General features: G+C 63.3%; 18 protein-coding genes and 1 tRNA gene. 4 read left to right on the forward strand and 15 right to left on the reverse strand.

The features are described 5' to 3' along the window. Positions 1-87 precede the first annotated feature (87 nt). The 6 genes from RVAN_RS05735 to RVAN_RS05760 form a co-directional block, all read right to left on the reverse strand. A complete protein-coding gene (locus tag RVAN_RS05735; RefSeq protein WP_013418814.1) occupies positions 88-3,393 on the reverse strand; it encodes a DUF2126 domain-containing protein in 3,306 nt (1,101 codons plus the stop codon). A 163-nt stretch (positions 3,394-3,556) separates the two neighbouring features. Next, positions 3,557-4,462, reverse strand: a complete 906-nt coding sequence (locus tag RVAN_RS05740; RefSeq protein ID WP_013418815.1) for a carbon-nitrogen hydrolase family protein — start codon at positions 4,460-4,462, stop codon at positions 3,557-3,559. After that, entirely contained in the window at positions 4,462-5,046 is a 585-nt protein-coding gene (locus tag RVAN_RS05745; RefSeq protein ID WP_013418816.1) for a GNAT family N-acetyltransferase, read from the reverse strand. Before RVAN_RS05745 ends, RVAN_RS05740 begins: the two co-directional genes overlap by 1 nt. Positions 5,047-5,139: 93 nt before the next feature. Continuing rightward, the gene (locus RVAN_RS05750) at positions 5,140-7,161 is read right to left on the reverse strand and encodes a protein meaA (protein WP_013418817.1); all 2,022 of its coding nucleotides are present in this window, start codon (positions 7,159-7,161) and stop codon (positions 5,140-5,142) included. A gap of 316 nt (positions 7,162-7,477) precedes the next feature. Next, the gene (locus tag RVAN_RS05755; protein WP_081449401.1) at positions 7,478-8,413 is read right to left on the reverse strand and encodes an outer membrane protein; all 936 of its coding nucleotides are present in this window, start codon (positions 8,411-8,413) and stop codon (positions 7,478-7,480) included. A gap of 316 nt (positions 8,414-8,729) precedes the next feature. Further along, positions 8,730-8,984: a GlsB/YeaQ/YmgE family stress response membrane protein gene (locus tag RVAN_RS05760; protein ID WP_013418819.1), complete on the reverse strand. Its 255-nt coding sequence runs from the start codon at positions 8,982-8,984 to the stop codon at positions 8,730-8,732. A gap of 178 nt (positions 8,985-9,162) precedes the next feature. On the opposite strand from RVAN_RS05760, the gene RVAN_RS05765 reads away from it, so the two are divergent. Continuing rightward, positions 9,163-9,513, forward strand: coding sequence for a DUF2613 domain-containing protein (locus RVAN_RS05765; RefSeq protein WP_013418820.1), 351 nt, complete (start codon positions 9,163-9,165; stop codon positions 9,511-9,513). Positions 9,514-9,648: 135 nt separating this feature from the next. On the opposite strand, the gene RVAN_RS05770 is transcribed toward RVAN_RS05765, so the two are convergent. The 3 genes from RVAN_RS05770 to RVAN_RS05780 all read right to left on the reverse strand — a co-directional run bounded on the left by RVAN_RS05770 (position 9,649) and on the right by RVAN_RS05780 (position 11,226). Next, complete coding sequence (locus RVAN_RS05770; RefSeq protein ID WP_013418821.1) at positions 9,649-10,182, reverse strand: carboxymuconolactone decarboxylase family protein; 534 nt, start codon at positions 10,180-10,182, stop codon at positions 9,649-9,651. 125 nt (positions 10,183-10,307) lie between these two features. Continuing rightward, on the reverse strand, positions 10,308-10,862 hold the full coding sequence (locus RVAN_RS05775) for a peroxiredoxin (RefSeq protein ID WP_013418822.1): 555 nt from the start codon (positions 10,860-10,862) through the stop codon (positions 10,308-10,310). Positions 10,863-11,142: 280 nt separating this feature from the next. Beyond that, a tRNA-Leu gene (locus RVAN_RS05780) sits at positions 11,143-11,226 on the reverse strand. Positions 11,227-11,389: 163 nt separating this feature from the next. Here RVAN_RS05780 and RVAN_RS05785 point away from each other — a divergent pair. After that, positions 11,390-12,922 (forward strand): acyl-CoA carboxylase subunit beta, encoded by a 1,533-nt coding sequence (locus RVAN_RS05785; protein ID WP_013418823.1) that lies wholly within the window; start codon positions 11,390-11,392, stop codon positions 12,920-12,922. 171 nt (positions 12,923-13,093) lie between these two features. On the opposite strand, the gene RVAN_RS05790 is transcribed toward RVAN_RS05785, so the two are convergent. From RVAN_RS05790 to ccmA, 5 genes are read right to left on the reverse strand one after another with little or no spacing between them, the layout of a single operon-like run. Further along, positions 13,094-13,690 (reverse strand): DsbE family thiol:disulfide interchange protein, encoded by a 597-nt coding sequence (locus RVAN_RS05790; RefSeq protein WP_013418824.1) that lies wholly within the window; start codon positions 13,688-13,690, stop codon positions 13,094-13,096. Beyond that, positions 13,687-13,866: a heme exporter protein CcmD gene (gene ccmD / locus RVAN_RS05795; protein WP_013418825.1), complete on the reverse strand. Its 180-nt coding sequence runs from the start codon at positions 13,864-13,866 to the stop codon at positions 13,687-13,689. Before ccmD ends, RVAN_RS05790 begins: the two co-directional genes overlap by 4 nt. Further along, positions 13,859-14,656, reverse strand: a complete 798-nt coding sequence (locus RVAN_RS05800) for a heme ABC transporter permease (protein WP_013418826.1) — start codon at positions 14,654-14,656, stop codon at positions 13,859-13,861. The genes ccmD and RVAN_RS05800 overlap by 8 nt, the downstream gene beginning before the upstream one ends. Before the next feature lie 34 nt (positions 14,657-14,690). Further along, positions 14,691-15,350 carry a heme exporter protein CcmB gene (gene ccmB / locus RVAN_RS05805; protein WP_013418827.1) on the reverse strand — a complete coding sequence of 220 codons (660 nt, stop codon included), beginning with the start codon at positions 15,348-15,350 and terminating at the stop codon, positions 14,691-14,693. After that, complete coding sequence (gene ccmA, locus RVAN_RS05810) at positions 15,347-16,030, reverse strand: heme ABC exporter ATP-binding protein CcmA (RefSeq protein ID WP_245258041.1); 684 nt, start codon at positions 16,028-16,030, stop codon at positions 15,347-15,349. The genes ccmB and ccmA overlap by 4 nt, the downstream gene beginning before the upstream one ends. Positions 16,031-16,126: 96 nt before the next feature. Between ccmA and acnA the strand changes: the two genes are divergently transcribed. Both acnA and RVAN_RS05820 read left to right on the forward strand, forming a co-directional pair. Then, entirely contained in the window at positions 16,127-18,877 is a 2,751-nt protein-coding gene (gene acnA / locus RVAN_RS05815; protein WP_013418829.1) for an aconitate hydratase AcnA, read from the forward strand. Between the two features lie 328 nt (positions 18,878-19,205). Next, positions 19,206-19,460 carry a hypothetical protein gene (locus RVAN_RS05820; RefSeq protein ID WP_013418830.1) on the forward strand — a complete coding sequence of 85 codons (255 nt, stop codon included), beginning with the start codon at positions 19,206-19,208 and terminating at the stop codon, positions 19,458-19,460. A 67-nt stretch (positions 19,461-19,527) separates the two neighbouring features. Here RVAN_RS05820 and RVAN_RS05825 read toward each other — a convergent pair whose 3' ends face one another. Next, entirely contained in the window at positions 19,528-20,649 is a 1,122-nt protein-coding gene (locus tag RVAN_RS05825) for a site-specific DNA-methyltransferase (RefSeq protein WP_013418831.1), read from the reverse strand. Between the last annotated feature and the right edge of the window lie 136 nt (positions 20,650-20,785).

Raw genomic sequence — 20,785 nt, forward strand, 5'->3', positions numbered from 1 at the left:
CCCACCTTACAACGGTTCGCCGCTCCGGCCTATGGTCGCGTTGGGTGAAGCGGGAGAGCGTCGGACGGCAACCGCCCGACGCGAAGTTTAAAAGCCGATGCGCCGCAGGTCGAGCGTATGCGGGAAGCTCGGATTTGGCCCCGGATTATAAGGCTTCGTCGTGCCCGGCGTGTGCCCGTAAAGCTCGAAGCGGGCGAGGCGGCGCGTCTCGGCTTCCAGCGCGTTGACCGGGAAGCTGTCGTGCGCGCGGCCGCCCGGATGCGCGACGTGATAGCGGCAGCCGCCGACGGAGCGCCCGGCGTGGCTGTCGTACAGGTCGAACACGAGCGGCGTATGCGGCGGGATGGTCGGCTGAAGGCAGCTTGAGGGCCACCACGCACGGAAGCGCACGCCCGCAACCGCCTCGCCATGCGTGCCGGTCGGCTTCAGCGGTACGGTCACGCCGTTGCAAAGCAGCTGATAGCGACCGCCGAGATTGCCCTTCACCTTCACCTGAAGGCGTTCGAGCGACGAGTCCACATAGCGGACGGTGCCGCCCGGCGAGCCTTCCTCGCCTAGTACGTGCCACGGCTCCAGCGCCTGCCGAAGCTCGATCTCGATGCCCTGATAGTCGACGCTGCCGTAGAGCGGGAAGCGGAACTCGAAATGCGGCGCGAACCACTCGGCCTCGACCGGGAAACCCGCGTCCTTCAGATCGCCGATCACGTCCTTGAAGTCGGACCAGACGAAATCAGGCAACATGAAGCGGTCGTGCAACTCGGTGCCCCACGGGATGAGGCGGCGCTTGAAGGGCTTCTCCCAGAACCACGCGATAAGCGCGCGAAGCAGAAGCTGCTGCGCGAGGCTCATCTCGGCATGCGGCGGCATTTCGAAGTTGCGGAACTCGACGAGGCCGAGGCGGCCGGACGACGAATCCGGCGAGTAGAGCTTGTCGATGCAGATTTCCGCGCGGTGCGTATTGCCCGACGAGTCGATGAGCAGGTTGCGGAAGACGCGGTCTACGAGCCACGAAGGTATCCAGCCGTAATCCTTGTCGGGGATCTGGCTGAGCGCGATTTCCATCTCGTAGAGCGAGTCGTTCCTCGCCTCGTCGATGCGCGGCGCCTGGCTCGTCGGCCCGATGAACAGGCCCGAGAACAGATAGGACAGCGACGGGTGGTTCTGCCAGTAGGCGATGATACTGCCGAGCAGGTCCGGGCGGCGCAGGAAGGGGCTGTCGGCTGGCGTTTTCGCGCCGAGCACGATGTGGTTGCCGCCGCCGGTGCCGGTGTGACGGCCATCGACCATGAATTTCTCGGTGCCGAGCCGGGCGAGCCGCGCCTCCTCATACACCGTCTCGGTGATGTTCACCGCCTCGTCCCAGTTCGAAGCAGGCTGAATGTTCACCTCGATGACGCCGGGATCGGGCGTGACCTTGATGACGTTGAGGCGCGGATCGTGCGGCGGGTGATAGCCTTCGACATGGACCGGCTGGCCCGTAATCTTCGCGGTTTCCTCGATGGCGGCGGCAAGCGCGGCGTAATCTTCCGCGTCGACGAGCGGCGGCATGAACACGCACAGATGCCCGTCGCGCGGCTCTATGACGAGCGCCGTGCGGACATTGCCGAACACCTCGGTCGGCACGAGCGGCGCAGGCGGAGCGGGGGGCGCAAGCAGCGTCACCGACTCGCGACGACTTCTGAGAAGCACCTCACGCGACGGCATGGACGCGCGCGCCGCGAACGGATCGGTCGGGATGATGTGCGGATAGTTCGACGGCACGATGTAGGGCGTGGACGACAGCGGCAGGCGATAGCCCACGGGTGAATCGCCCGGCACGAGATAGAGCCTGCGGCGGCGGAAGTTCCACTTCTCCGTCACCCATGTGCGGCCGCGCGCCTGACTGTGCCACACCTGAATCGGCATGACGTAGCCGGACGGCTTGTCGAGGCCGCGCTCGAACACGCGGATGACGCGATCGCGTTCCTGCGGATCTTCGAGCTTGTTGTCCTCGGGCTCAACGTTGATCGGCAGCTTCTGCTCGATGAGAAGAAAATGCGCCGGGTCTTCATAAGCGGGCACGCCTGCATCGACGGGAAGGCCGAGTTGTTCCGCCAGCACTTCCGTGAAGCGGCCCGCGTCTTCCTGCGTTGCAGGCTTCACGGGGACTTCATGGTCGATATGCGCTTCGTTTTCCCACAAGGGATGGCCATCGGCGCGCCAGTAAACCGAGAACGACCAGCGCGGAAGCTGTTCGCCGGGATACCACTTGCCCTGCCCGTAATGCAGCAGGCCACCCGGCGCGAAGCGGTCGCGCAGGCGGCGGATCAGTTCTTCGGCATAACGGCGCTTCGTCGGACCGACGGCGTCCGTGTTCCACTCCGCGCCGTCAACGTCGTCGATAGAGACGAAGGTCGGCTCGCCGCCCATCGACAGGCGCACGTCGCCTTCATCAAGCCGCCGGTCAACCTCATGCCCAGCCGCCGCGATAGCCTTCCACTGTTCGTCCGTGTAGGGCAGCGTCACGCGCGGGCTTTCATAGATGCGCTGGATCTGCATGTCGAAGCCGAACGTGACCTCCGCCTCCTCATGCTCGCCGGAAATGGGCGCGGCGCTCTGCGGCGAGGGCGTGGCAGCAAGCGGAATGTGGCCTTCGCCCGCGAACAGACCGGATGTCGGATCGAGGCCGATCCAGCCCGCGCCGGGAAGATACACTTCCGCCCATGCGTGCAGGTCGGTGAAGTCCACTTCGGTGCCAGATGGCCCATCGAGCGACTTCTGGTCCGCCTTCAACTGAATGAGGTAGCCGGACACGAAACGCGCGGCGAGGCCGAAGTGCCGCATGATGTGCACGAGCAGCCAGCCGGAGTCGCGGCACGAGCCGGACCGATTCTTCAGCGTCTCCTCCGGCGTCTGAACGCCCGGCTCCATGCGTATCAGATAGGCAATATCCTTCTGGAGCTGCAAATTAAGCGCCCAGATGAAATCGATGGAGGTCTTCGCATCGATCTTGAGACCGGCGATATACTCTTTCAGCAGCGGCCCCGGCGTCTCGGCCTTGAGGTAGGGCGCGAGTTCTTCCTTCAGCGACGCGTCGTAGTCGAAGGGCCAGTTCTGCGCATATTCCTCGACGAAAAAGTCGAAGGGGTTGATCGTGGCCATGTCCGCGACGAGGTCCACCACCACCTTGAACTCGCGCGTCTTTTCAGGAAAGACGAGCCGCGCCAGATAGTTGCCGAACGGATCTTGCTGCCAGTTGATGAAATGTTCTTCGGGCGTGATCCTGAGCGAATAGGACAGGATCGGCGTGCGGCAGTGGGGCGCCGGGCGCAACCTCACAACCTGCGGGCCAAGCCCGGTCAGGCGGTCGTAATCGTATTCGGTCCGATGGGTCAGCGCGACATGGATGGCCATCGTTTCTCCTGACGGCGGGCGTGAGTCGAGTGCGGGCGCACAATGCTTCGCCTTGACACACCGTGCAAGCGTCATGCCTGAGGAACAGGGACGTTTTTCCGTTACGGGGATTTGACGGGTCGGGCGGAGGCGCTTTCGCTCCGAGGCGCGTCCTTGCGAGCGCCTATTTGAACGTGACGACCTTGGCTTGCGGAAGCTCCGACGCGCCGGGCTGCAAATCCCAGTCGCGGGCGTTGAGAACGTCGCCGTTTTTGCGCACCTCGGTCAGAACGTCGAGGTCGAGCGTCGCAAATACCCATTGCGGCGCGTTCATCGTGCCTTCCTCCAGCACGCCGGACGGCGACGGAAACAACGGGTCCGAGGGCGCGAAAAAAGCCGCCGCGCCGGAGTTGTGATCGACCGCGGCCGACCAGTCGGCTTCACCCACCGTGCACGATTGAACCACGTACACCTGGTTTTCGAGCGCTCTCGCGGCGCAGCCGTTGCGCACGCGGTAGTAGCCATAGGCCGTGTCGGTGCAGGATGGCACGAGGATAACCTCCGCGCCGGCGTTGTACATCGCGCGCACGATCAGCGGAAACTCGGAGTCGTAGCAGATGGCGATGCCGATTCTTGCGAGGCCGATGTCGAAGACGCAAAGGCCGGTGCCTGCGTCGATGCCCCAGTCCTCCAGCTCCGAGCGTGTGAGGATCTGCTTCTGCTGGGTGCCCGTCTCGCCGTGCGGCGTGAACAGGCGCGCGCGGTTCACGACACTACCGTCGGCGAGGCGCGTCGGCGCACTGCCGGCGAGGATATGAACGCCGTGCCGTTTCGCGAGGTTCGCAAATTCGGCTTCATAATCCGCGATGTAATATTGCATGGCCTCGATCGAGGCGTGGAGATCGCGCGAGACATGCCGCCCGGCGATGCGCGCAAGTTCCATCGACGCGTATTCGGGGAAGATGAGCAACTGCGCGCCCTTGACGACGGCCTGCTCGACCCAGCGAGCGAGCTTGCCCGCAAAGGCCGACATCGACGTCAGTTCATCAATGGGATACTGCGCCGACGCGATGCGAATGGTTCGGGCCATCAGTCGAGTTCCCGTATCCAGAATTGCATGGGATGCGCCGTTTCCTCCGGCCGATCGATGTCCTTCCAGGTGAAGGTCGCAATCAGCCCCTCCGCCTTGCGATACCCGCGCTTGGTCCAGAACGGATCGAGCGGTGAAAAATCGGACGGTTTCAACGGGTGATTATCGGGGCGCACGACGCCGCAGAATGCCGACGAGCGATAGCCGCGCGCTCTCGCATGGGCCTCACGCGCGTCGAAAAACGCGTGGCCTATGCCGCGCCCGCGAAACGCCGGGTCGAGCACCGACTCGCCGCAATAGAAAATCTGCGACGCATCAATGCCTCGCGCGCGGAAAGGCTCCCCGAACTGGTCGTTATGCCCTTCGAGCGCCGAGCCGGTTGCGCAGCCGACGATGCGGCCGTCTTCTTCCGCAACCACTGCTATGCTGTCCTTCGCTTCGGCGAAGGACGCGAGATAGCTTTGCTCGTAGTCGAGGGAGCCGTCGTAGAGATAAGGGAAGGCGCGGAAAACCTCGATCCTGAGCCGCGCCAGTTCCGGCAGCGCGCGCTCAAGGTCCGGCCCTGTGAGTATCGAAATCCTCATGCGTTGAAAGCGTCCCGTTTGCTTCGAGCGTGAGAACCCCTCTCCGGCTTTCTCGTTCCGCTACGGTAACGCTTTACTATGCGTGTGCGGCATTCAGGACGCAAGCATCCTGAGATCCGGGTCGGTGAGCTGCACGAGCCCCGCCATGATGTCATTCAGTTGGAAGTCTTTCGGCGTATAGATCGCCGCGACCCCGCAAGCCTTGAGCGTCGCTTCGTCCTCCAGCGGGATGATGCCGCCGACGACCACCGGAATGTCGGAGAGGCCCGCAGCGCGCATGCGGTCCATCACGTCGCGCACGAGCGGCACGTGGCTACCCGACAGGATCGACAGGCCGACGATGTGCACGCTTTCCTCAAGCGCGGCGTTGACGATTTGCGCGGGCGTCAGGCGGATGCCCTCATAGACGACTTCCATGCCGCTATCGCGCGCGCGCACGGCGATCTGCTCGGCGCCGTTGGAATGACCGTCGAGGCCGGGCTTGCCAACGAGAAGCTTGAGCCTGCGTCCGAGCTTGGCCGAGAGGCGTGCCACATCGGCGCGGATGGTGGTCAGGTCGGCGCGAGCGCCCTGTGCCGCCGCGCGCGAAACGCCCGTCGGCGCGCGATATTCACCGAACACCTGGCGCAGCGTGTCGCCCCATTCGCCCGTCGTGACGCCCGCCTTCGCGCAGGCAATCGACGGCTCCATGATGTTGCGGCCTTCCTGCGCCGCCTCGCGAAGCGCGGTGAGCGTGGCGTCGACTGCCTTTGCGTCGCGGGCCGCGCGCCATGCCTTCAGCGCCTCGACCTGCTCGCGCTCGACCCCTTCGGGTACGGTCATGATCGAACCGCCCACACCGCCCGACAGCGGCGACGGCTCGGTTTCGGTCCAGCGGTTCACGCCGACGACGACCTGCTCGCCCGACTCGATCTTCTGGAGCCGCGCCGCATTCGCCTCGACGAGCCGCTGCTTCATGTAGCTCGAATCGACCGCCGCAATCGCGCCGCCCATGGCCTCGATCCGCGTCAGTTCCTCGCGCGCCTCTGCCTTCAGCGCCTCGACCTTCGCATCGATCTCGCGGCTGCCGTCGAAGATGTCGCCATATTCCAGAAGGTCGGTCTCGTAGGCCACGATCTGCTGCATGCGCAGCGACCATTGCTGATCCCACGGACGCGGCAGGCCAAGCGCCTCGTTCCACGCCGGAAGCTGGACCGCACGGGCGCGCGCCTTCTTCGACATCACCACGGCCAGCATCTCGACGAGAATGCGGTAGACGTTGTTTTCCGGCTGCGGCTCGGTGAGGCCGAGCGAGTTCACCTGCACGCCGTAGCGGAAGCGGCGAAGTTTCGGGTCGGTGACGCCGTAGCGCTTCTCGGCGATCTCGTCCCACAGTTCGACGAACGCGCGCATCTTGCACATCTCGGTAACGAAGCGCATCCCTGCGTTCACGAAGAACGAGACGCGCGCCAGCGCCTGGCCGAACTCCTCTTCGGGAATTTCGCCGCTGTCCCTCACCGTATCGAGCACGGCCTGAGCGGTGGCGAGCGCATAGGCGAGTTCCTGCACCGGCGTCGCACCCGCTTCCTGCAAATGATAGGAGCAGACGTTCATCGGGTTCCACCTCGGCACCTCGCGGTAACAGAAGACCGTCACATCCTTGATGAGGCGCATGGACGGCTGCGGCGGGAACACATAGGTGCCGCGCGAGAGATATTCCTTGATGATGTCGTTCTGCACCGTGCCGGTGAGCTGGTTGCGGCTGACGCCCTGCTCGTCGGCGATGGCGACATAGAGAGACAGCATCCACGCCGCTGTCGCGTTGATCGTCATCGACGTGTTCATCTTGCCGAGCGGGATGCCCGCGAGCAGCGTGCGCATGTCGCCGATATGCGCGACCGGCACGCCGACCTTGCCCACCTCGCCCTTCGCGAGCGGATGATCCGAATCGTAGCCCGTCTGCGTCGGCAGGTCGAACGCGACCGAAAGACCCGTCTGCCCCTTCGCCAGGTTCTTCAGGTAAAGCTCGTTCGAGGCCTTGGGCGTCGAATGTCCAGCGTAGGTGCGGAAGATCCAGGGCTGGTCGGGCTTGCGGGCATCGGGCTTGGCTTGGTCGGGCTTGCGTTCGTCGGACATGGGGCCGGTCTCGTTCTTTTTGATCCGTTTGCAGTGCACAATAGCACGCTGACTGCTAACGCCCCACCCTCCAAAAGACGAAAGCGCCCCCGCCAATGGTAGCGGGGGCAACGGTTCATGCCTCAATGGAGCGCCTCGCGGAACGCTTTTGCGTAGCGGGAAGTCGGCCATCGGTGCGCCCCTTTTTCGGGCAGCCCTCGCTGGCTTGCAGCCCCGCCCGACCCAAAAAACGCAAAAGCCTCCGCAGACGGATGGCGGAGGCTCGCGGTTCGAGGCGCGCCGGCTGGCGAACGCGCGTGTTTTGGCGAAGGTGCGGCTATTTCAGGCCGACATATTCGCCGCCGCCGACATGGTAATTCAGGCCGACCGTGACAGCATCGGCTGTGAAGTCGACCTTCGTCTTACCGTCGAGGGTGGAGTGATAGTGCCCACCACTGTAGTCAACGTTGTTTGCAGGGATCTTATAGGAATCGTTATAGCTGTAAGATATACTACCGAAATTGAAATGCTGATATTCTGCTTTGAGCGACCACGATGGTGTCAACTTATATTCGACGCCTACTCCGATCGTCCAGCCGACAAGCGTCTCACTGTGACTATAGTCGAATTTGGATAAAGCGTTTCCTAGGCAGTGGCTATCACTGCCTAACGATGCGCAGTTCTGGCCAAGATATTTGGCATCAAACTCTCCGTTCAGAAACGCGACGCCGCCCTTTGCATAGAAAAGCGTGCGATCAAATGCGTAGCCGAGACGCCCGGTGATGTCCCCGTACAAGTCGCCGGAAGCAGAGTATTTAGTGTCCACCGCACACATTTTCGGGTCATAGTTGACCGTGTAGGGCGCGGACGTATAGGTGCCGACACAACTCGTTGGACGGAAAGCCACGTCTTTGCTCGCGTCCACCTTGAGGTAGCCGATGTCGCCCTCAACGCCGAAGACGAAGTTTCCGCGCTGGAAGTTATAGCCGAGCTGTCCACCGCCCGTGAGGCTGGTGGTGTTCAGGTCGCCTTTGTACGTCGGATCGCCCACGTAAATGAAGGTGTCGTCGACGTCGGCCTTGCTCCACGCTGCGCCGACATGGCCGCCGAGATAAAAGCCCTGCCAAAGAGCGGGCGCTTCGTAAAAAGGTCCATCCTTTAGCCCGCCGCCACGGCCGTAAAGATCGGCTGCAAGCGCTGAATTTCCAGCGACCATTAATCCACAGAAAGCAACGCCACACGCGAAGCGTGTAGACCTGAAAACAGTATTCATGTTCCCACCCCAATCTACTCACATACCCGGTTCGAATTGCCCAATTCAGAACCGGTGAGCCAGTCGATCCGCGACCGTCTTTCTATTCATTAACGGCACGCGGATTTTTGGGCTAGGGCAACTGCTTGTGATCGAGCGTTTGGCTTGTGGAATTGTGATTATTTTATCACGAGAGTCGCGATATGCTAAATATTTGGAGAATAACCTTCATTTGAATGGAATGAATACTGCGACGAACAGTCCTTCACGGGGAAATCGCGCACCAACCGGCGACCCAGCCGGTCGATGCTCGCGCGCCATCAAACCTGCATACAGTTCATCGGCGGACAAAGCGGAGAAGTACGAGCAGCAAAATTGCGCCAACCGTCGCGGTTATGATCGAGGCAACGGTGGGATTGGTAGTCACGTGCGCGCCCAGCGCCGGGAAAAGATAGAAGCCGATCGCCGCGCCGATAATGCCGACTACGATTGCGCCGAGAAGGTCGAGGCCGGTCGGCACGACGAGGCTTGCAAGCACGCCCGCTGCGAGACCGATCAGAACGATATAAAGAATTGAATTTGCGTCGGCCATGGTGTCCTCCGTTGATGAGCCGAAACCCGCGCTTCGCGGGTAGACGGAGCAATTCCGCCATCCCGTTAACGACGCGCTTCACAAAATCGTTCCGCTCCGCATAAAAGTGATTTTATTAAAATGACGACGCATCTCCGTCGCGAGTTAAGCGCGCGCGTGTGCCAACAAAGGCCAGATCATGAAGCTGCTGCAGTCGCTTTTGCTTTTTACGTTCACGATGATCGCGTCGCTGATCGCGTTTACCTATACAGCGATCCACTTCCCGACGACGATGCGCGAACTTCTTTCCGGCGCGCAGCACGTCCGCGACCAGATGCAATCTCTTTATCTGCCCGATAACTTCATGGTGTGGGTCGATATCTTTTTGCAGCCCAACCAGATCGTGCTCGTGGGCATCTCGATTGCCATGAGGTTGGTGATCGGGATCATTGGAAGCTTCGTGTCGCGCAACCGCACGCCCACGCCAACGGCGCGGAGCGGCCCAGCGCCGAGCGCCTCGGCCAATTCACCGTTCAGCCGGTGGGGCTGAGGCCCGTCGCATCACATCGTACGGGCGACGTTGAGGGAACGAACGCGCGCCCCGCCGCGAACGCGGCGAGGCACAGGCGTCAGGCTTGCCGGGTCAGGCTTGCCGCGTCAGGCTTGCCGCGTCAGGCTTGCCGGATCAGGCTTGGGCCGGCGTGCTCGCTTCGAGCGCCACGGCCACGGACTGCACGATTGCCGCGAAACGCACCGCCGTCTGGATCGTCTCCGACGTCACGCCGCCCTCGCGCAGGACCTTCTCATGCGCGTCGATGCACATGCCGCAGCCGTTGATCGCCGACACAGCGAGCGACCACAACTCGAAGTCGTTCTTGTCCACGCCCGGATTGGCGATGACGTTCATGCGAAGCCGCGCGGGCTTCGTGCCGTATTCCTTGTTCGATGCGAGATGCACGAAGCGATAATAGACGTTGTTCATCGCCATGATGGACGCAGCGGCCTTGGCGGCTTCAAAGGCGGCGGGCGACAGGTGCTTCGCGGCCTCTGCCTCGAACGCGGCGGCAACGTGCGCGTTGCGCGTGGAGATCGCGGAGGCGAGCAGAAGCCCGTATTTCGTCTGCTCCGAAAGCGTCTGGTCGTTGAGCGTGGATGAGAGATTGAGCTTCACGTCCTTGGCGAAGTTGCCGAGGCGGTCTTTGATGGCATCGATCGACATCGCGTGGTCCTGTAGGAAGAGTTGGAACTGTAGGGAAGTTGGAAAACTGTCGGAAAGTTGACATGGCAAAGCCCGGACTGTCGCAATCGCGACACCCGGGCCGTGAGTTCAGAAAGCGGTCGCTGTTACGCGGCCTTGAGCGTGTCCCCGCCAACGGCGCGATTGCACGGGCAAAGCTCGTCGGTCTGAAGCGCATCGAGAACGCGCAGCGTATCGGACGGATTGCGGCCGACATTCAGGTTGTTGGCGTAAACGTGCTGGATGACGTTCTCGGGATCGACGACAAACGTGTACCGATACGCGACGCCGGCATCCGAGCGCACGCCAAGGCCGTCGATCAGCGAGCCGGTCGTGTCGGCGAACTGCCAAAGGTTGAGGTTATGCAAGTCCTTATGGTCGCGGCGCCATGCGAGCTTGCAGAACTCGTTGTCGCTCGATCCGCCGAGCACGATGGCATCGCGGTCGGCGAACTCGCTGGAGAGGCGCGCGAATTCGGCGATCTCTGTCGGGCAAACGAACGTGAAATCCTTCGGATAGAAGAAGATGACTTTCCACTTGCCCGGGAAGCTGGTTTCCGTCAGCGCCTCGAACGCGCTCACACCGTTCTCTTCGTGATAGTTGAAGCCCGGCTTCACACCCGTGACCTCGAAAGACGGCAGCTTGTCGCCGATTCCCAACATAGCGAATTTCCCTTCCGGTTTTTGAACTCTCGGATTTGATTTAACGCAAACCGCGTGCCACTGGCATCACGTTGCGGTGCAACATGGCTGCTATGACTTAACCGCAAGTCGGTGTGTCTACCAGCACTTTTCGCGCTTCGCTCATGCGAAAGAAGACCGAGTCGCCGCGTCACGCGCGACCGCGCGCAAATCCGCTCCGTGCGCAGATGGGCAGCGTGTTTGTGGCAAACGACCGAATTATCTGGTGGCTTGGTGCGCCTCCCGGCGGGGGAAGCGAAAATGGTGCGGTCGAGAAGACTCGAACTTCCACGGGTTGCCCCACTAGCACCTCAAGCTAGCGCGTCTACCGTTCCGCCACGACCGCAGCGCCCCGTGATGTAATCGCCGGGGAGCCGCTTGTCTAACAAAAGATTCTCCCGGGCACAAGCCGCGACATGACATTCCAATTACGAATTTGCGGCAACCGGCCTTCAGCGCTAGTGTGCGCCATTCTCAAGCATGCTCCTAGCCCGCATACCGGAAAAACCATGAAAGAAATCATCGCCGAACTCGAACGCCGCCGCGCCGTCGCACGCCTGGGCGGTGGCACAAGACGCATCGAAGCCCAGCACAAGCGCGGCAAACTGACCGCCCGCGAGCGGATCGAGTTGCTCCTCGACGATGGCTCCTTCGAAGAATACGACATGTTCATGGAGCACCGCTGCACCGATTTCGGCATGGACTCCTCGAAAATCCCCGGCGACGGCGTCGTCACCGGCTGGGGCACGATCAACGGCCGCGTCACTTATGTGTTCGCGAAGGACTTCACGGTGTTCGGCGGATCGCTTTCCGAAGCGCACGCGCAGAAGATCATGAAAGTTCAGGACATGGCGCTCAAGAACCGCGCGCCGATCATCGGCCTGTTCGACGCGGGCGGCGCGCGCATTCAAGAAGGCGTCGCGGCGCTTGGCGGCTACGGCGAGGTGTTCCTTCGGAACGTGCAGGCCTCGGGCGTGATCCCGCAGATTTCCGTTATCATGGGCCCCTGCGCGGGCGGCGACGTCTATTCCCCCGCGATGACCGACTTCATCTTCATGGTCCGCGACACGTCCTATCTCTTTGTGACCGGCCCGGACGTGGTGAAAACCGTCACGAACGAGGAAGTGACGGCCGAGGAACTCGGCGGCGCGAGCGTCCACACGACGCGGTCCTCCATCGCCGACCGAGCCTTCGACAACGACGTGGAATGCCTGCTCCAGATGCGGCGGCTGATGGACTTCCTGCCGCAGAACAACAAGGGCACCGTGCCGCACCTGCCGACGCATGACGATATCCGCCGTCAGGAGCCCTCGCTCGCAACGCTCGTCCCGCCGGACGCTACGAAGCCATACGACATGAAGGAGCTCATCACGAAGGTCGCCGACGAGGGCGACTTCTTCGAGATCCAGGAAACCTTCGCGCGGAACATCATCACCGGCTTCGCGCGCCTCGGCGGCTATCCCATCGGCATCGTGGCGAATCAGCCGATCATGCTCGCGGGCGTGCTCGACAGCGACGCGAGCCGCAAGGCCGCACGCTTCGTGCGCTTCTGCGACTGCTTCAACATCCCGCTCATCACGTTCGTCGACGTGCCGGGCTTCCTGCCGGGCACCGCGCAGGAATATGGCGGCCTCATCAAGCACGGCGCGAAGCTGCTCTTCGCCTATGCCGAGGCTACCGTTCCGAAGATTACCGTCATCACCCGCAAGGCCTATGGCGGCGCTTACGACGTCATGAGCTCGAAGCATATCGGCGGCGACGTGAACTACGCATGGCCGACCGCCGAAATCGCGGTGATGGGCTCGAAGGGCGCGGCGGAAATCCTCTATCGCGCAGAGCTTGGCGACAAGGACAAGATCGCCGCCCGCGTCGCCGAGTACAAGGAGCGCTTCGAGAACCCGTTCATCGCGGCGGAGCGCGGCTATATCGACGACGTGATCATGCCGTTCAACACGCGCTATCGTCTGGCGCGCGCGCTCAACATGCTACGCCACAAGCAACAGGAACTGCCGTGGAAGAAGCACGACAATATTCCGCTGTGAGGAATAAAAAAACGGCCGGGTTTTCCCGGCCGTTTTTTTATTGAGATTACGGATGAAAGTCTGACGCCGCTTTGCCGAGGTGGTCAGACGCGCCTCTGATGGCATCAAAAGCGCATATGCTCTGTTCTGTCGCGCGTTTCAGGAAAACCGCTTCACACTTCCGCACGCACTTCAAGACTGCGGCGGAGCCTTGGCGGCCTTCTCCATCGCGGGCTTGATCTTCTGCGCGATGACTTCCTCGGTGAGCTGCCCGGCGTGGCGGTATGCGATGCGGCCCGCGCCGTCGATCACGAACGTCTCGGGCACGCCGTACACGCCGAAATCGATGGCCACGCGGCCGGTGTCGTCCACGCCGACGGCTTTATACGGGTTGCCAAGGCGGGACAGAAACCGCTTCGCGCCCTCAGGCGTATCGCCCTTGTAGTTGATGCCGTAGACCGGAATGCCCTGTCTCGCGAGGTCCGTGATAAGCGGGTGCTCGACCTGACATGGCGCGCACCACGACGCCCACACATTGATGAGCGAAACGCGGCCCTTCTTCAACTCGTCGGACGAGAAGCCGGGCACGGGCAAACCCGTGGGGCTCGGCGCGCCGGGAAGCGCGGCAAGCTGGAAGTCGGGGACCGGCTTGCCGATCAGCACGGACGGCAGGCTCTGCGGGTCTCCGGTGCGAAGCTGGTAATAAAGCAGCGACAACACCGCTACGACGATGACGACGGGCAGCACCAGACGGCGCGGCTTGGTCTGTTTTTCGGGTGTATCGGTCATGAATTTCCCTGTCCCTGGCCGGAGCGCCGCTTGAGCCCGCGCCGTTCGAGATCGGCGAGGCGCTTCGCCTGACCGCGCTCATCGCCCCATGCCCACAATGCAAGAGCAACGATGCAAAACGCCGCCGCGCCGTAGGATATCCAGATGAAGGCCGCGTGAGGTCCGAGATCAAGCATTGGCCGCTTCCTCCGTGCCAGCGCGCGCCGCATCGCCGCGCACATGCCGCGCGATCAGCGCATCGCAGCGCCTCCGCAGAATTTCGGCGCGCATCGCCTTGAAATGCAGCACCACGAAAAGGAGTGTGAACGCAATCGCCATCACGAGCAGCGGCCATAGCAGCGACGAGTGGATCGTCGGGCCATCGGCGCGGATCACGCTCGCGGGCTGGTGCAGCGTATTCCACCAGTTGACCGAATATTTGATGATCGGGATGTTGACAGCGCCGATCAGCGCAAGAATAGCGGCGGCGCGCCCTGCCCGGCCCGGCTCGTCGACCGCCTGCCGAAGCGCGATGAGGCCGAGATAGAGGAAGAACAGGATCAGCACGCTCGTGAGCCGCGCGTCCCACACCCAGTAGGCGCCCCACATGGGCTTGCCCCAGAGGGAGCCGGTGACGAGCGCGAGCAGCGTGAACGTCGCGCCGATGGGTGCCGCCGCCTTCGCCGACACGTCAGCCAGCGGGTGCCGCCAGATGAGGTAGCCCGCCGACGAGATGGCGATGATCGTGTAGCACATCATGGCCAGCCACGCGGACGGCACATGGATGAACATGATGCGAACCGTCTCGCCCTGCTGGTAGTCCGGCGGAGCGAGGAATGCGCCCGTGAGGCCGACGGCGAACAGCAGAAGCGTCGCGACCGTAAGCCATGGCAGCACCTTTCCCGACAGCCGCATGAAGGTTGTCGGATTGGCGAGCGTGGAAAACCACCCCGGCCGTATCGTTTCGGTGTTCGTCAGGTCTGCCATAAGCGTCTCGTCCCCACTTTGTGTCTTATATAACTCACTCCAAACTCAGGCGAAGGGCAAGGGCAGCGGCAAATGGCATCGCCGCAACCGAAAACAGCGAAAGCGCCGCAAGCAGGAGGATGCTCTGCGAAAATGCCCCGGCCGCGCCGGACAAGGCACCGACGCCGAAGATGAGGAAAGGAGCGAAAAGCGGCAGGATCAAGAGCGGCAGCAGCAACGCGCCGCGCCGAAGCCCCAGCGTCAGCGCCGCGCCCGCTCCCGCGACGAAACTGATGCCGAGCGTGCCGACCGCCAGCGTGGCGAGCAGCTTCGGCACCGCGTCGAGTTCCATGTTGAGGAGCAGCCCGGCGAGCGGCGTCACCACGATCAGCGGCACGCAGGTGGTCAGCCAATGCGCGAGGCTTTTCGACGTGGCGATGAGTTCGGCCGGCAGCGGGCCGATGGCGAGCGCGTCGAGCGAGCCGTCGTCGCGGTCCTCCTGGAACAGCGCATCCACCGAAAGCACGGCCGAAAGCAGGAACGAAATCCAGAGGATACCCGGCGCGATGCGCGACAGAAGCGCGAGGTCCGGGCCGAGTCCGAGCGGAATGATCGACACCGCGATGAGATAGAAGCCGAGCGCGGTCCCGATGGCCGAGCCTTGTCGCAGCGCGAGCGTCAGGTCGCGGGTGAGGAGCGCGAGGAAGGCATTCATGCTGCAAACGCCCGCCCAGGCTTGAGTTCGAGAACGGTCGCGGCGTCGCCGAGCGCAAGGTCGAGATGCGTCGAGACGAGCGCGATGCCGCCTTGCGCGAGATGGTCCCGGATGGCCGTTTCGAGCCGCCGCGTGGAGGCCGTATCGAGCGAGACGGACGGCTCGTCAAGGAGCCAGACCGCGCGCTTCGCCGCCAGCAGCCGCGCGAGGCCGAGGCGACGCGCCTGCCCTTGGCTGAGATGGCCCGCGCGATACTCCGCGAGGTCGAGGAGGTCGAACGCTTCGAGCGCGTTCTCGGCCGCCTCCGCGTCTTGCGCGCCGGAATAGAAACTTTGCCAGAAGCTCACATTCTCAACGACGGTGAGGCGCGGCTTGATGCCGTTCGTATGGCCTATGTAGTGGAATTGCCCTTCGCCTGTGCCCTCCCCCTTGTCGTCCGACACCGCGACGCGGCCGGACTCCGCCGGCAGATAGCCCGCGATGGTGCGAAGGAGCGTCGTCTTGCCCGCCCCGTTCGGCCCGCGGAGGATCAGCGCGCACCCGGCCTCGACCTTGAACGAAAGCGCGGGCACCACAATGCGCCCGCCGCGCTGACAGGCAAGCCCCACCACCGCGAGGCTCAAAACCGGCATCGCGCGAGCAGAAGCGGAACCAGAACGGGTGAGCGGGGTAATACTCACAGATGAAATTCTCGTGTCGAAGGGAGGCCGAACCTCTCTTTATGGTACTCTGCCGCATGCCCACAAGAAGCATTTTCGCACAGATGGAGAATCGCTGTGGCTTCCTTAACTCCGCGCTCGCTCGACAGCTTCCGCAGCCGGAAAACGCTCACCGTCGACGGCAAGCCCTATGAAATTTTCTCGCTCGCCGATGCGGAGGCGAACGGCCTTTCCGGCGTCTCGAAGCTTCCGTTCTCGCTGAAGGTGCTGCTCGAAAACCTGCTTCGCTTCGAGGACGGGCAGACCGTCACCGCCGACGACATCCGCGCCGTCGCCGCGTGGCTCACCGAGCGCCGCTCGACGCGCGAAATCGCGTTTCGCCCGGCGCGCGTGCTGATGCAGGACTTCACCGGTGTGCCCGCCGTCGTAGACCTCGCGGCGATGCGCGACGCGATGGCGAAACTCGGCGGCGATACCGCGAAGATCAATCCGCTCGTGCCCGTCGACCTCGTCATCGACCATTCGGTGATGGTGGACAGCTTCGGCAATGCCCGCGCCTTCGAGATCAATGTCGACCTTGAATATGAGCGCAACCGCGAGCGCTACGAGTTCCTGCGCTGGGGCGCGCTGGCCTTCGACAATTTCCGCGTGGTGCCGCCTGGAACCGGCATCTGCCATCAGGTGAACCTCGAAAATCTCGGCCAGACCGTGTGGACGAAGGGCGCGGACGGCATCGAACAAGCCTTCCCCGACACGCTGGTCGGCACCGACAGCCACACGACCATGATTAACGCGCTCTCGGTGCTCGGCTGGGGCGTCGGCGGCATCGAGGCGGAAGCGGCCATGCTCGGCCAGCCGATTTCGATGCTGATCCCCGAGGTGATCGGCTTCCGCTTCACGGGCAAGCTCAACGAGGGCGTGACCGCTACCGATCTCGTGCTGACCGTGACGCAAATCCTTCGCAAAAAGGGCGTCGTCGGCAAGTTCGTGGAATATTTCGGCCACGGCCTCGATACGCTCTCGGTCGAGGATCGCGCGACGATGGCGAACATGGCGCCCGAATATGGCGCGACCTGCGGCTTCTTTCCGACCGACAAGGACACGCTCGCCTATCTCCGCGCGACGGGCCGCGACCCGCACAGCGTGGCGCTCGTCGAGGCTTATGCCAAAGCGCAAGGCCTGTGGCGCGAGACGGCGACGCCCGATCCCGTTTTCACCGATGTGCTGGAACTCGATCTGGCAAAGGTCGAGCCGAGCCTCGCCGGGCCACGCCGCCCGCAGGATCGCGTTGCGCTCGCACAGGCGGCGGCGGGCTTCTTCGACACCTTGGCCGAGATGCGCGCGCCGAAGCCCGGAAGCGAAGCGGCGGAGATGGTCGCTGAAGGCGGACCCAACGGCGAGCTGATCGACCGCGCTATTACGGTTGAAGGCGCGAATTACAGCATCGCGGACGGGCACGTCGTCATCGCGGCCATCACATCCTGCACCAACACCTCGAACCCGAGCGTGCTGATCGCGGCGGGGCTTGTCGCCCGCAAGGCGCGCGAGAGGGGCCTCAAGCCGAAGCCGTGGGTGAAGACATCGCTCGCGCCGGGAAGCCAGGTGGTGACGGACTATCTCACGATTTCCGGCCTGCAAGCCGACCTCGACGCCCTGGGCTTCGGCCTCGTCGGCTATGGCTGTACCACCTGCATCGGCAATTCCGGGCCGCTGCCGGAACCAATCTCCAAGGCCATCGCCGAGAAGGATCTCATCGCCGCCGCCGTGCTGTCGGGCAATCGCAATTTCGAGGGCCGCGTGAACCCTGATGTGCGCGCGAACTACCTCGCGTCACCGCCGCTCGTCGTCGCCTATGCCCTGGCTGGCTCGATGAAGATCGACCTCACCACCGATCCGCTAGGCACGGACAGCGACGGCAAGCCGGTCCATCTCGCGGACATCTGGCCAAACTCGGTCGAGATCGCGGAGATCGTGCGCACGGCCATCACGCCCGAGCTGTTCAAGACGCGCTACGCCCATGTTTTCCGAGGCGACGAACGCTGGCAGGCGGTCGGCGGCAGCCAGACCGGCAAGACCTACGATTGGGACGACGCTTCGACCTACGTCCGCAACCTGCCCTATTTCGAGCATCTGACCGGCGACGCGCCCGCCCCTATCACGGATATAGAGAACGCGCGCGTGCTCGGCCTCTTCCTCGACTCGATCACCACCGACCATATCAGCCCGGCGGGGTCCATCGCTCGCACGAGCCCGGCCGGCCGCTACCTCATCGAGCACGGCGTCGAGCCCCGCGACTTCAACTCCTACGGCTCCCGGCGCGGCAATCACGAGGTGATGATGCGCGGCACCTTCGCCAACATCCGCATCAAGAACCAGATGGTGCCGGGCGTCGAAGGCGGCGTGACGCTGCACCAGCCGGACGGCGAGCGCACAGCGATCTACGACGCGGCGATGACGTACAAAGCGGACGGCGTGCCGCTCGTGGTCTTCGCGGGGCGTGAATACGGCACAGGCTCAAGCCGCGACTGGGCGGCGAAGGGCACGCGGCTGCTCGGCGTGCGCGCGGTCATCGCGCAGAGCTTCGAGCGTATTCACCGCTCGAACCTCGTCGGCATGGGCGTGCTGCCGCTCGTGTTCGAGGATGGCATGTCGTGGCAGGCGCTGGGGCTGACCGGCTCGGAGACGGTGACGATCCGCGGCCTTGGCGAGCTTGCGCCGCAAAAGCGCATGACGGCGGAAATCGCCTTCGCGGATGGTGCGTTGAAGAACGTGCCGCTCTTGTGCCGGATCGATACGGTTGACGAACTCGCCTATTTCCGCGCGGGCGGCATCCTGCCCTATGTGCTGCGGAAGCTTGCGGCGGCCTGACCGATTCGCATCACGTTTTCGCGACAAGCCTCGCGCGTTGCGGGGCTTTTTCATGCAATCGCGGCGAGATTGTGCGCAACGATCCGCACACGGCGCGGAAAACGCATCCGACTGCGACAAAAAAGCCAAGTGTTTCGAGTGCGTTACCAAAGTCGTGGGGAGCGACAAAGAAACGCTTGCGACTCCGAAATCGGCCTGCAACACTTGTCATATATCAAATAGATACAGGCTGGCCGGCGCTCGCAGCTTCAAGAATTCGCGGGTGCAGGCGAAGCATTTTTAAGAAAAAAACCGCCGCCAAGAAACGGATGAACCGGGAGTGAGCGCCATGGCGCAGAACACGAAAGCCCCCTTCAATCAATGGGTTGAGACAGCGAATAGCCTCGGCCGCCAATCCGCCTCAAGCGTCGCCTGCCCCTGCTGCGGCTCAACCTCGCTCAGCGTGCGCGATGTCGAATACGGCTTCGGCCATGATCGCGGCGTGCAGCGCTACATTTCCTGCGGTCATTGCGGCGCGTTTACAGGCGTCGCCGTGCGCCATGCTGGCGAGGTCGAAAGCCCCACCCTTCGCGCGGCGGAATAAGCGCCGAAATCAATTTCGGGCGACTTGGCCGGGCATGACCCCGGCCATTTTTGTCTATGCGCCGCGCTTAAGCCGCCGCCCGCATGCCCATGGTCTTGCGCACTTCCATGCGCAGCAGGTCGATCGGCGCGAGCCCGTCCTTCGGTTGCTCGAAATGCCAGAACGTCCAGCCGTTGCACGCACCGCGCCCCTGCGCCTTCGCACCAACCGAATGGATGGAGCCGCGCGTTCCGTTCCACATCAGCGACGCGTCCGCCATCACCTGCGCGCGGATTTCCGCCTTCGCGTCGAACAGCACATCGCCCGGCCGCAGCATGCCGCGTTCCAGCACCATGCCAAAGGGCACGCGCGGCTCGGCGCGCTTCGAGGTGATGAGCGCGGCGGCCTTTGCGTCGCACGGCTCGATGGCCGCGATGCGCGCGCTGGCGGCCGCCACGTAATCCGGGTCGCGCTCGATGCCGATGAAACGGCGCCGCAGCAGCTTCGCCACCGCGCCCGTGGTGCCCGTGCCGAAGAACGGATCGAGCACGAGGTCGCCCGGCTTCGTCGTCGCCATCAGCACGCGCGCGAGCAGCGCCTCGGGCTTTTGCGTCGGATGCGCCTTGCGTCCGCCGTCGTCGCGCAGCCGCTCCGGGCCGGAGCAGATCGGGATGAGCCAGTCCGAGCGCATTTGCAGGTCGTCGTTGAACGCCTTCATCGAGTCGTAGTTGAACGTCGGCCGCGCCTTCTCGTCGCGCGCCGCCCAGATCAGCGTCTCATGCGCGTTGGTGAAGCGCGTGCCCTTGAAGTTCGGCATCGGGTTGGTCTTGAGCCAGATGACGTCGTTCATCATCCAGAAGCCGAGATCCTGCAACGCCGTGCCGAGCCGGAAGATGTTGTGATAGGTGCCGATCACCCAGAGCGCGCCGTTCGGCTTTAGCACGCGGCGGCACTCCGAGAGCCAGGCGCGGCTGAAACGGTCATAGGTCGCGAAATCGGCGAAGCGGTCCCACGCGTGGTCTACGCCATCGACGCGCGTGTTATTGGGGCGGAGCAATTCGCCGCCAAGCTGGAGATTGTAAGGCGGATCGGCGAAGACGAGATCGACCGAGGCCGACGGCATGCGCCGCAGGATGTCGAGGCAATCGCCCTGAAGAATACCTTCCGCGGCAAGGGGCGCCGCCCCGCCGGACACAACACAAGAACGCATGACTCACCACTGAAACGGATACCGGAACACGTGGGAATTTAGCAGAATCCGACGCAAAAAGGGTTAACGGATTGGGAAAGAGAGGCAAGACCCGGTGCGCAGGGCTAGCAATATGGAGCGAGGAGCTTACCGTCCA

It is taken from the genome of Rhodomicrobium vannielii ATCC 17100 (assembly GCF_000166055.1).
Lineage (GTDB): Bacteria > Pseudomonadota > Alphaproteobacteria > Rhizobiales > Rhodomicrobiaceae > Rhodomicrobium > Rhodomicrobium vannielii.

Coding starts and splice junctions, on each gene's coding strand:
- RVAN_RS05740 (WP_013418815.1), bottom strand. CDS start 4,462: ATGGCCCGAACCATTCGCATCGCGTCGGCGCAGTATCCCATTGATGAA.
- RVAN_RS05750 (WP_013418817.1), bottom strand. CDS start 7,161: ATGTCCGACGAACGCAAGCCCGACCAAGCCAAGCCCGATGCCCGCAAG.
- RVAN_RS05825 (WP_013418831.1), bottom strand. CDS start 20,649: ATGCGTTCTTGTGTTGTGTCCGGCGGGGCGGCGCCCCTTGCCGCGGAA.
- RVAN_RS05765 (WP_013418820.1), top strand. CDS start 9,163: ATGAAGCTGCTGCAGTCGCTTTTGCTTTTTACGTTCACGATGATCGCG.
- ccmB (WP_013418827.1), bottom strand. CDS start 15,350: ATGAATGCCTTCCTCGCGCTCCTCACCCGCGACCTGACGCTCGCGCTG.
- RVAN_RS05760 (WP_013418819.1), bottom strand. CDS start 8,984: ATGGCCGACGCAAATTCAATTCTTTATATCGTTCTGATCGGTCTCGCA.
- RVAN_RS05735 (WP_013418814.1), bottom strand. CDS start 3,393: ATGGCCATCCATGTCGCGCTGACCCATCGGACCGAATACGATTACGAC.
- RVAN_RS05790 (WP_013418824.1), bottom strand. CDS start 13,690: ATGACCGATACACCCGAAAAACAGACCAAGCCGCGCCGTCTGGTGCTG.
- RVAN_RS05745 (WP_013418816.1), bottom strand. CDS start 5,046: ATGAGGATTTCGATACTCACAGGGCCGGACCTTGAGCGCGCGCTGCCG.
- RVAN_RS05800 (WP_013418826.1), bottom strand. CDS start 14,656: ATGGCAGACCTGACGAACACCGAAACGATACGGCCGGGGTGGTTTTCC.
- RVAN_RS05820 (WP_013418830.1), top strand. CDS start 19,206: ATGGCGCAGAACACGAAAGCCCCCTTCAATCAATGGGTTGAGACAGCG.
- RVAN_RS05775 (WP_013418822.1), bottom strand. CDS start 10,862: ATGTTGGGAATCGGCGACAAGCTGCCGTCTTTCGAGGTCACGGGTGTG.
- RVAN_RS05770 (WP_013418821.1), bottom strand. CDS start 10,182: ATGTCGATCGATGCCATCAAAGACCGCCTCGGCAACTTCGCCAAGGAC.
- ccmD (WP_013418825.1), bottom strand. CDS start 13,866: ATGCTTGATCTCGGACCTCACGCGGCCTTCATCTGGATATCCTACGGC.
- RVAN_RS05785 (WP_013418823.1), top strand. CDS start 11,390: ATGAAAGAAATCATCGCCGAACTCGAACGCCGCCGCGCCGTCGCACGC.
- RVAN_RS05755 (WP_081449401.1), bottom strand. CDS start 8,413: ATGAATACTGTTTTCAGGTCTACACGCTTCGCGTGTGGCGTTGCTTTC.